The sequence below is a fragment of the Amycolatopsis sp. NBRC 101858 genome, from assembly GCF_030269325.1.
GTDB classification, from domain to species: Bacteria; Actinomycetota; Actinomycetes; order Mycobacteriales; family Pseudonocardiaceae; genus Amycolatopsis; species Amycolatopsis ponsaeliensis.
In genome coordinates this window covers 2210591-2220705 of record NZ_BSTD01000002.1, presented here as the reverse complement: position 1 = coordinate 2220705, position 10115 = coordinate 2210591, and the positions used below count along the sequence as shown (strand labels likewise).

The window sequence follows — 10115 nt, the reverse complement described above, 5'->3', positions numbered from 1 at the left end:
TAGTGTTTCGGTGGTTTTAGCGTCAGGGAAACGCCCGGTCCCATTCCGAACCCGGAAGCTAAGCCTGATAGCGCCGATGGTACTGCAGCCGAAGGGTTGTGGGAGAGTAGGACACCGCCGAACTTACCTTCCGTACGGCCCGTTAGGATAGCCAGTTGGCTGCCCTAGCGGGCCGTACGCGTATGTCCAGAACAAGATTTTTCCACGGCAGGAGGCCAGGTGTCCGAGTTCGGTCGACGAGACTCAGCGGATGATGGGTCAGGCCGGTCGGCACGCCGGGACGAAGGCTCCCGGGGCCGGTCGGACGGACCCCGGGGAGACCGGCGCGGTGCGCGGCAGGATCGCGGCGGCCGCGACAGCGCCCACACGGGCCGGCCACGCCGCGACGACCAAGGAGTCCGCGGCGGCGGCAAGCCCTTCCGCGGCGGCGACGGTCCCCGCGACCGCGATCAGCGCGGAGGATATGCAGGTCAGAGCCGTGACGGCGGTCGCTCCGGCGATCGTGACGACCGTCGCGGTGGCTACCGCGACTCCGGAGACCGGGCCGGCCGGCCCGGCGGCGGCAGCAAGTTCTCCGGCGGCGCGGGCCGCTCGGGTGGCGGGCGGTTCGACGACCGCGGCGGCAAGACCGGCGGCTTCCGCTCGGACGACCGTGGCGGCGAGCGCTCGAACCGCGGTTCCGACGATCGGGGCGGCCGTCCCGGCGGCAGCCGGCCCCAGGGCAAGGCGTCGTTCGGCGACCGCAAGCCCCGCTGGGAGGACCGCGGCGGCTCCTCGCGCCGCGACGACGACCGCGGCCCCCGTTCGGGTGGTTTCCGCTCGAACGACCGCGGCGGCAAGGACGACTCCCGCGGCAGCCGCACCGGCGGCTTCCGGTCCGACGACCGCGGTGGCAAGAGCGGTGGCTTCCGCTCGGACGACCGTGGCGCGCGGACGGGCGGCTTCCGCTCCGACGACCGCAACCGCGGTGGCAGCGACCGTCGCGACGACTCGCGCGGCAGCTACCAGCGGCGCGACGACGACCGTGGTGGCCGCACGGGCGGGTACGGCTCGAGCGACCGCAGCGGGGGAAGCGACGATCGCGGCGGCCGCACCGGCGGTTTCCGCTCCGACGACCGCCGGGACGATTCCCGCGGTGGCAGCGGTGGTTACCAGCGCCGGGACAATGACCGCAGCAGTGACCGCCGGGATGATTCCCGCGGCGGCAGCGGTGGTTACCAGCGTCGCGACAATGACCGCGGCAACGACTCGCGCGGTAGCAGCGGCGGTTATCAGCGTCGCGACGACGATCGCGGCAGCGACTCCCGCAGTAGCAGTGGTGGTTACCAGCGTCGCGACAACGATCGCAGCAGTGACTCCCGCGGCAGCGGCGGCGGTTACCAGCGCCGCGACAATGACCGCGGAAGCGACTCTCGCGGTGGCAGCGGCAGCTATCAGCGCCGGGACAACGACCGCGGTAGTGACCGCCGGGACGATTCCCGCGGTGGCGGCGGTGGTTATCAGCGTCGCGACAATGACCGGAGCAGTGACCGTCGCGACGACTCGCGCGGTGGCGGCGGTGGCTACCAGCGCCGGGACAATGACCGTGGCGGCGACTCCCGCAGCAGCAGCGGCGGCTACCAGCGCCGGGACGACGATCGCGGTGGCAAGACCGGTGGCGGCTTCCGGGGTACCGACAAGCGGGGCTCCGACAAGCGCGGCAGCGACCGTCCCGCGGGCTACCGGGAACGGCCCAAGGTCGGGTCCGCGCTCGACGACGAGGCCCTCGCCAAGGAGCTCCTCGAAGCGCCCGAACTGCCCGAAGACATCGAGTTCTCCGACCTCGACGAGGACGCCCGTCGCGAGCTGAGGACCCTTCCGAAGGGCCTGGCCGAGACCGTCGGGAAGCACCTCGTCGCCGCCGGGGGGCTCATCGACAGCGATCCCGAGGCCGCCCTCGAGCACGCCAAGTACGCCAAGGCCAAGGCCTCGCGCGTGCCGATCGTGCGGGAGGCGCTCGGCCTGGTCGCCTACCACGCCGGCAACTGGTCGGAGGCCCTCTCGGAACTGCGGGCCGTCCGGCGGATGACCCGCACCGATGACCACATCGCCATCATCGCCGACGCCGAGCGTGCGCTGGGCCGGCCCGAACGCGCCCTCGATCTCGCGAAGGAGGCCGACACCGCGAAGCTGGCGAAGGCCGTCCAGGTCGAGCTCGCCATCGTCGCGGCCGGGGCGCGGCGGGACCTCGGGCAGCTCGACGCCGCCGTCGTCTCGCTGCAGGGCGACGACCTCAAGGCCGAGAAGCGCGATCCGTGGAGCGCGCGGCTCTTCTACGCCTACGCCGACAACCTCGAGGCCGCCGGGCGCAAGGAAGAGGCCGTCCGCTGGTTCCTCAACGCCGCCGAGGCGGACGCGGAGGACGAGACCGACGCCTCCGAGCGCGCCGCGGACCTGGCCAACGAAAACAGCGACAACGCCGAGAAGAAGGACACCGAAGACTCGGATGAGTGACGCTCTGCTCGCGGCCTACGACGCGGTCCTGTTCGACCTCGACGGCACCGTCTACCACGGCTCCCGGGTGATCCCGGGAGCCCCGGAGACGGTGCGGGCCGCGCGCGAGCACGGCACTCCGGTCCGGTTCGTGACGAACAACGCGTCCAAGGCACCGGACGAGGTCGTCGCACACCTCACCGGTCTCGGCATGCCCGCCGGGACCGATGAGGTGCACACCAGCGCCCAGGCCGGGGTGCAGCTGCTGGCGGAACGGCTCGAGCAAGGCGCGGAAGTCCTCGTCGTCGGGACCAGGGCGCTCGCGGACGAGGTTGCCGGGGCCGGGCTGAAGCCGGTGCGGAAGAACGCCGGCAGCGTCAAGGCGGTCGTCCAGGGCCACTCGCCCGACAACACGTGGGCCGCGCTGGCCGAAGCCTGCCTGGCCATCCGCGCGGGCGCGCTCTGGGTGGCCTGCAACGTCGACGCGACCCTGCCCAGCGAGCGCGGGCTGCTGCCCGGCAACGGCTCGATGGTGGCCGCGCTGCGCACCGCCACCGACGTCGAGCCGCTCGTCGCCGGGAAGCCGCAGCCGCTGCTGTTCGAGACCGCGGCGAAGTCCGCCGGTGCGGAGCATCCACTCGTCGTCGGTGACCGGCTGGACACCGACATCGCCGGCGCGGTCGCCGCCGGCATCGACTCACTCGTCGTCCTCACGGGTGTCGCGACGCCGAAGCAGCTGATCGAGGCCATTCCGGCCGAACGCGCCACCTACCTCGCGAAGGACCTCACGGCGCTCGAAGGCAAAGCCGAGGACCTCAAGATCGGCCCGCGCCCGGGCTGGACCGTGACCGTGGAGCACAAGACCCTGGAAGCGACCGGCGACGGCGACGCCCTGGACCTGCTCCGCGCTCTGTGCCACACGGCCTGGGAGACCGGCGTCACCGAACTCGGCGAGCGCGCCCAGGCGAAGCTCGCCTGACTGATACCGTTTGTGCCGTGCAGGACCACCCGTACCCCGTTCCGGGCCCGCCGCCCGGTTCGTTCTCGCAGCAGACCGATCCGCGAGCCGGCATCGACGAAGCCGTCGCCGGCCTGGACGACCTCGACGCGCTGCCGCTCGCGGAGCACGTCGAGCGCTTCGACGCCGTGCACACCGAGCTGACGGTCGCCCTCTCCAGCATCGACAAGGTCTGACCACGGTGCCCAAGCGGGCGCGCCTCGACGCGGAACTGGTTCGGCGCGGCCTCGCCCGGTCGCGTGAACAGGCTTCGGCCCTCATCACCGGCGGCAAGGTCACCGTGCGCGGCATGGTCGCGAGCAAGCCCGCCACCGGCGTCGAATCCGACGCGCCCATCGTTGTCAAGGACGAGGACGACCCCGGCTGGGCCTCCCGCGGCGCGCACAAGCTGCTCGGCGCCCTCGAGGCGTTCAAGGACCTGAGCGTCGAGGGCAAGCGCTGCCTCGACGCCGGTGCGTCCACCGGCGGCTTCACCGACGTCCTGCTCCGGCACGGCGCCGCCACCGTGATCGCCGCCGACGTGGGCCGTGGCCTGCTCGACTGGCGGATCCGCACCGACGAACGTGTAGTGGTCATGGACCGCACCAATGTTCGCAACCTCTCTCCCGACGACCTCGGCGGCCAGGTCGATCTCGTCGTCGGGGATCTCTCGTTCATCTCCCTCAAACTCGTGCTGCCCGCGCTCGCCGCGTGTGCGCGCGAAGGCGCCGACCTGGTGCCGATGGTGAAACCGCAGTTCGAAGTGGGCAAGGACCGGCTCGGCAGCGGTGGCGTCGTCCGCGACCCCGAACTACGTGCCGAATCGGTGCTCACCGTCATCGACGAGGCCGCGAAGCTGGGCCTCGCGCTGCGCGGCGTCACGGCGAGCCCGCTGCCGGGGCCGTCCGGGAACGTCGAGTACTTCGTTTGGCTGGGCAAAGAACACATGGCCGAGTCCACTGTGTCCACCGTCGACCCGGTAGACAGGTCTGAGGCCGAGCGGCTCGTCCGAACCGCCGTCGAGGAAGGGCCCGCATGACCACCGACCGTGAAGTTCTCCTCATGGTGCACCCCGATCGCGAAGCGACGGGCGAGGCCGCGCGCGAGGTTTCGGCGCGCTTCGCCAAGGCCGGCATCCGGATCCGGGTGATCGAGGAAGACGTCTGCGCGCTGATCAACCCCGACGAGCACGGTGTCGGCTCGACCTGCACCGTCGTCGACCCCGACGACAACCCGGCCGCGGGTGTCGAGCTGGTGTTCGTCCTCGGCGGCGACGGCACGCTGCTGCGCGCGGCCGAGCTGGCCCGCCCGGCCGGGGTGCCGGTGCTCGGCGTGAACCTCGGGCGCGTCGGCTTCCTCGCCGAGGCCGACTCCGACGCGCTGGCCGACACCGTGCAGCGCGTCGTCGACGGCGACTACCAGGTCGAAGAGCGGATGACCATCGACGTCACCGTCACCCACGACGGCGCCGAAGTCGCCCGCACCTGGGCGCTCAACGAGGCCAGCGTCGAGAAGAGCACGCGCGAGCGGGTCCTCGACGCGCTCATCGAGGTCGACGGCCGGCCGGTGTCCGCCTTCGGCTGCGACGGTGTGCTGTGCGCCACACCGACCGGGTCGACCGCGTACGCGTTCTCGGCGGGCGGCCCGATCATCTGGCCGGACGTCCAGGCGCTGCTGGTGGTGCCGAGCAACGCGCACGCGATGTTCGCGCGGCCGCTGGTCGTCTCGCGGAACTCGGTGATCACCGTCGGGATCGACCCCGACGGCTCGCCCGCCGTCCTGACCTGCGACGGCGGCCGGCTCATCGACCTGCCGCCGGGGGCCCGCGTGCGGGTGACGTGCGGCACGACGCCCGTCCGGCTGGTCCGGCTGTGGGACGGCCCGTTCACCGATCGCCTGGTGCAGAAGTTCTCGCTGCCGGTGAAGAGCTGGCGCGAACGCCACGCGCGCCCCTGCGAGGACTGACCGCTCGGCGATCCATTCGAACATATCGGCGACTCGCCGGGGTCCCGCGCGCGCAGAGTGTCGGTGGGGGCCGCTACGGTAGGCGGCGTGCTGGCCGAGATGCGCATCCAGGGCCTCGGAGTCATCGAGGACGCCCTGCTGGAACTGCACGCGGGCTTCACCGTCGTGACTGGTGAGACGGGTGCCGGAAAGACCATGGTCGTCACCGGGCTGCACCTGCTGTCCGGGGGCCGCGCCGAGGTGTCCAAGGTCCGGACGGGGATGCTCAAGGCGTTCGTGGAAGGACGGTTCACCTATGCCGGCGTCGAAGGCGCCGAACGGATCGTCACCGAGTCGGGTGCCGACGTCGACGAGGACGGCAGCGTCATCGCACTGCGGGCCGTCGCGGTCGACGGGCGCTCGCGCGCGCACCTGGGCGGCCGGTCGGTGCCGGTCGGCGTGCTCGCGGAGCTGTCCGAGCAGCTGATCGCGGTCCACGGGCAGAACGACCAGCTGCGGCTGCTGCGCCCGAGCGAGCAGCGCGACGTGATCGACCGGTTCGCCGGCGACGCCGTGGGCAAGCCGCTGAGCGCGTACCGCGAGGTCCGGTCCGAGTGGCTGGCGGTGATCGCCGAGCTGACCGAGCGGTCGACGCGCTCGCGGGAGATGGCCCAGCAGGCCGACCTGCTCAAACACGGGCTCACCGAGATCGACGCCGTCGCGCCGGAGCCGGGCGAGGACGTCGAGCTCACCAGCCAGATCAAGCGGCTCGCGGCGGCCGACGAGCTGCGCGCGGCCGCGACCGAGGCGCACGTCGCCGTGTCGGGCTCGCCGGACGGTGACCCGGACGTCCCGAGCGCGATGGCGCTGGTCTCCGAGGCGCTGCGGCGGCTCTCGACGTCCGAAGACGGCGTGCTGCGCGAGCTGGCGCCGCGGCTCGAGGAGGCGTCGGTGCTGCTGGCCGACGTCGGGGCCGAGCTCGGCAGCTACGTCGAGACGCTCGACGCCGACCCGGCGCTGCTGGAGAAGGTGCTGGCCCGCCAGGGCGACCTCAAGCGGCTGACCCGCAAGTACGCGGCGGACGTCGACGGCGTGCTCGCCTGGGCCGACGACGCCCGGCGCCGCCTGGGCACCATGGACACCTCGGAGGAGGCGCTCGCCGAGCTGGCGCTGCGCCGCGACCAGCTCGCGGTGCAGCTGGCCGCGCACGCCGTCGAAGTGTCGGCGGCCCGCGAAAAGTCGGCGGCCGAGCTGGCGGCGGAGATCACGCGCGAGCTGTCCGGGCTGGCGATGGGTCAGGCCGCGATCGAGGTGACGGTCGAGCAGCGTCCCGCCGAGCACGGCGACACGCACGCGCTGACCATCGACGGCCACGCGGTGCACGCCGGTGCGGACGGCATCGACGACGTCGAGCTGCTGCTGCGGGCCCACGACGGCGCGCCGCCGCTGCCGGTGCACAAGGCGGCGTCCGGCGGTGAGCTGTCGCGGGTGATGCTGGCGATCGAGGTGGTCCTCGCGCACGCGGACACCGTGCAGACCCTGGTGTTCGACGAGGTCGACGCGGGCGTCGGCGGCCGCGCGGCGGTCGAGATCGGCCGCCGGCTGGCCCGGCTGGCCCGGACCCACCAGGTCCTGGTGGTCACGCACCTGCCGCAGGTCGCGGCGTTCGCGGACCAGCACCTGGTGGTGGACAAGGGCCACAAGGGCGGGGTGACCCGCAGTGGCGTCAAGAACCTGAGCCAGGGCGAGCGGGTCAACGAGCTGGCGCGGATGCTCGCCGGCATGGACGACACGGAGACGGGTCGCGCGCACGCCGAGGAGCTGCTGGCCACGGCGGAGAAGGCCAAGGCCGAGCCGGCCCCGAAACCCAAGCGGGCTACGAAGAAGAAGTAGCCGGGCCGGGAGTCCGCCGGGGCCGGAGAGGTCGGCCGCCCGCGAGGTCGTGAGTGGGACCGGCGGAGAGCTAGGGCCGGCCGTCTTCGAGGTTCGTGGTGATACCGCGGAACACCTCGGCCAGCACCCGCGCCTGTTCGGGGCTCACCTGGTCCGCGAAGTGCCGCTGCACCCCGCGGACGTGCGTCGGCCAGGCCTCCTCCAACGCGGCCAGCCCCTCCGGCGTCAGCACCACCAGTGTGGACCGGCGGTTCGCCGGGTCCGGTTCGCGTCGCGCGTAGCCCGACCGTTCCAGGCCGTCGACGATGCGCGTCAACCCGCTCGCGCTGTGGACCAGCGCCGCTGCCAGGTCCTTCATGTGCAGCCGGCGATCCGGGGCCTCCGAGAGCTGGACCAGCGCGTCGTAGGTCCGGTGCGTCATCCCGTGCTCGGTCCGCAGTTCCGCGTCGAGCACGCGCAGCAGCAGCGCCGACGAGCGCAGGAATCCCCGCCACGCGGCGTCGTGCTCTCGGGACAGGCTCACCCCGGGAATACTACTCGCGCGGACAGTTGTTGTGCGGACTGTTCGCATGCGAAGAAAGGACCCGTGATGCGCGCGGTCGTACTCCGAGAACCCGGTCCCGTCGAGAACCTCGAGCTGACGGACCTCCCGGTGCCCGAGCCGAAACCCGGCTGGGTGCGGATCGCCGTCCGGGCGTTCGGCCTCAACCGGTCCGAGCTGCACACCCGCTTGGGACTGGCCGAGGGCGTCACGTTCCCGCGGGTGCCCGGCATCGAGGCGGTCGGCGTGGTCGACGCCGACCCGAGCGGCGAGTTCGAGCCGGGGCAGCAGGTCGCGACCATGATGGGCGGGATGGGCCGCACCTTCGACGGCGGCTACGCCGAATACACGGTGGTGCCGAAGAAGCAGGTCATCCCGTTCCGCTCCGAGCTGCCCTGGGAGGTCCTCGGGCAGGTCCCGGAGACGCTGCAGACCGCGTACGGCTCGCTCACCACCGGGCTGGACCTGCGTGCCGGACAGACCCTGCTGATCCGCGGCGGGACGTCCGCGCTCGGGTTCGCCACCGCGGCACTGGCGAAAGACCTCGGCGCCTCCGTCTTCGCCACCACCCGGCAGGAAGACCGGCTCGAAACCCTGCGCGACCACGGCGTCGACCACCCCCTGCTCGACGACGGCGACATCGCGGCGCAGGTCCGCACGATCGCGCCCGAAGGCGTCCACGCGGCCCTCGAACTCGTCGGGACCCCGACCCTGCCGGACACCCTGAAGGCCACCCGGGTGCACGGCACCGTCTGCTTCACGGGCATGTTGTCCAACCAGTGGACGATCTCGAACTTCTATCCGATCGGCTACCTTCCCGCCGGGGTGCGGTTGACCGCTTATGGTGGTGAGGCGGACGACCTGCCCGCCTCCGTCCTCCAGCGCCACCTCGACCGGATCGCCGCCGGCACGACAAGCCTCGGCCCGGCGAAGGTGTACGCGATGACGGAGATCCGGCAGGCGCACGACGACTTGGAACACAACCGGACGGCGGGCAAGCTCGTCGTGCTGACCGGCCGAGCGGAGGGAGCCGCCCCGTGATCCTGCCGCCGCCCGCCGACGTCGAAGCCCAGCTGGCCGCCGCCCGCCGCGACGGCGACCTCGACCGCTACCTCGGCCTGCTGGCCGGGGAAGAGCTCTTCGTCCCGATCCGGCGGGTGGACGCCCACAGCATCCTCGACGAGCGGGCCGAGACCTTCCCCAACGTCTACTTCGAGACGGGCGGCGACGAGTTCCTGCAGGTCTTCACCCGCGGCGGGCTGCCCGACCTCGGCTCGGACGTCGTCGCCATGAGCGGCGCGCTGGACTGGGCGGTCGACGGCGTCGGGCGGCACGAGCGGGTCGTGTTCAACCGCGGCACCCGCGGCGAGTGGCGGCTGCCGGGGGCGACCCTGCAGCCGTGGCTCGACGCGCACAAGGACGACGTCACGCCGCTGGAAGAGCAGGTCGAGCGGCTGATCACCGCGCCGTACGGGCACCTCGAGGGGCCGATCGCGCACGCGCTGGCCTGCGGCGCGCACCTCGCGGTGCTCAACGCGGCGCCGTGGAACGTGCTCGACGCGCGCCGGCACGACTACGTCGCCGAGGTGCGGGGCCTGCGCGACTGGTGGGGCGTGCCGGACCCGCCCGGCTGGCGCGCGACGATGGCCGACCTGATCGGTGACGGCTACGCGCTGACGCCTGGCAACCTCGTGCTCATGCTGCGCCTGCGGTTCGCGGCCGAGTACGGCTTGCGCAACGGCGAGTTCGACCCGCTGACCTGGGCGGAGCTGGTGGACCGGTGGTGTGCGGAGAACGACGCCGAGGACCAGGCCGACGAGCTGCGCGACACCGTCCGCCGCGTGTCGCGGTGCGAACAGCGCCTGCGCGCCGACGGTCTGGTGGACGCGGACGGGTTCGTCACGACGGCGCTGTCGTGGGACGTCGGCCGCGCGGTCAACATCGCCCGGTGGGGTCTCGCGGCCGGTTATTGTGACGCGCTGACAGCGGAGCTGATGGTCCTCGAAGCCGGTTCGCTCGCCCGCCGCTACCACCAGTCATGGGCCGACCTGTCGGCCGGGTACATCATGGGCCGCGTCCTGCACGCCGAGGACGACGAGTTCGGCGAGTGGTACCCGGCGGCCGTGCGGGTCCACCACCAGCTCCTTCAGGACCCGGCGAGCCCCTGGCTGAACCTCGATTTCGGCTCCCTTTCGGAGGAGTCGGACGCCTGACCCGCGCGGGTGACCTCACCACAACGAGTCACCCCGGCTACGGCGTGGCGTCCGT

10 protein-coding genes and 1 rRNA gene are annotated in these 10115 nt (G+C 72.4%); 9 read left to right on the top strand and 2 right to left on the bottom strand.

The annotated features are described in order from the left end of the window. Window positions 1–6 precede the first annotated feature (6 nt). Window positions 7–123: ribosomal RNA gene (gene rrf / locus QSK39_RS23340) — 5S ribosomal RNA — on the top strand. A 135-nt stretch (window positions 124–258) separates the two neighbouring features. Here rrf and QSK39_RS23335 read toward each other — a convergent pair. Then, window positions 259–1944 carry a hypothetical protein gene (locus tag QSK39_RS23335; protein ID WP_285479898.1) on the bottom strand — a complete coding sequence of 562 codons (1686 nt, stop codon included), beginning with the start codon at window positions 1942–1944 and terminating at the stop codon, window positions 259–261. Between the two features lie 30 nt (window positions 1945–1974). Between QSK39_RS23335 and QSK39_RS23330 the strand changes: the two genes are divergently transcribed. The 6 genes from QSK39_RS23330 to recN all read left to right on the top strand — a co-directional run bounded on the left by QSK39_RS23330 (window position 1975) and on the right by recN (window position 7306). Continuing rightward, on the top strand, window positions 1975–2493 hold the full coding sequence (locus QSK39_RS23330; RefSeq protein WP_285479897.1) for a tetratricopeptide repeat protein: 519 nt from the start codon (window positions 1975–1977) through the stop codon (window positions 2491–2493). Continuing rightward, window positions 2486–3451 (top strand): HAD-IIA family hydrolase, encoded by a 966-nt coding sequence (locus tag QSK39_RS23325; protein ID WP_285479896.1) that lies wholly within the window; start codon window positions 2486–2488, stop codon window positions 3449–3451. The genes QSK39_RS23330 and QSK39_RS23325 overlap by 8 nt, the downstream gene beginning before the upstream one ends. 17 nt (window positions 3452–3468) lie before the next feature. After that, complete coding sequence (locus QSK39_RS23320; RefSeq protein ID WP_043774930.1) at window positions 3469–3666, top strand: hypothetical protein; 198 nt, start codon at window positions 3469–3471, stop codon at window positions 3664–3666. A 5-nt stretch (window positions 3667–3671) separates the two neighbouring features. After that, on the top strand, window positions 3672–4508 hold the full coding sequence (locus QSK39_RS23315) for a TlyA family RNA methyltransferase (RefSeq protein ID WP_285479895.1): 837 nt from the start codon (window positions 3672–3674) through the stop codon (window positions 4506–4508). Then, window positions 4505–5434 (top strand): NAD kinase, encoded by a 930-nt coding sequence (locus tag QSK39_RS23310; RefSeq protein ID WP_285479894.1) that lies wholly within the window; start codon window positions 4505–4507, stop codon window positions 5432–5434. Before QSK39_RS23315 ends, QSK39_RS23310 begins: the two co-directional genes overlap by 4 nt. An 87-nt stretch (window positions 5435–5521) precedes the next feature. After that, window positions 5522–7306 (top strand): DNA repair protein RecN, encoded by a 1785-nt coding sequence (recN, locus tag QSK39_RS23305; protein WP_285479893.1) that lies wholly within the window; start codon window positions 5522–5524, stop codon window positions 7304–7306. 70 nt (window positions 7307–7376) lie between these two features. Here the strand turns inward: recN and QSK39_RS23300 are convergent, their stop codons facing one another. Next, complete coding sequence (locus QSK39_RS23300) at window positions 7377–7829, bottom strand: MarR family winged helix-turn-helix transcriptional regulator (RefSeq protein WP_285479892.1); 453 nt, start codon at window positions 7827–7829, stop codon at window positions 7377–7379. Between the two features lie 66 nt (window positions 7830–7895). Here QSK39_RS23300 and QSK39_RS23295 point away from each other — a divergent pair, with 66 nt between their 5' ends. After that, on the top strand, window positions 7896–8888 hold the full coding sequence (locus QSK39_RS23295; RefSeq protein WP_285479891.1) for a zinc-binding alcohol dehydrogenase family protein: 993 nt from the start codon (window positions 7896–7898) through the stop codon (window positions 8886–8888). Continuing rightward, window positions 8885–10060 (top strand): DUF1266 domain-containing protein, encoded by a 1176-nt coding sequence (locus QSK39_RS23290; protein ID WP_285479890.1) that lies wholly within the window; start codon window positions 8885–8887, stop codon window positions 10058–10060. The genes QSK39_RS23295 and QSK39_RS23290 overlap by 4 nt, the downstream gene beginning before the upstream one ends. Window positions 10061–10115: the final 55 nt, after the last annotated feature.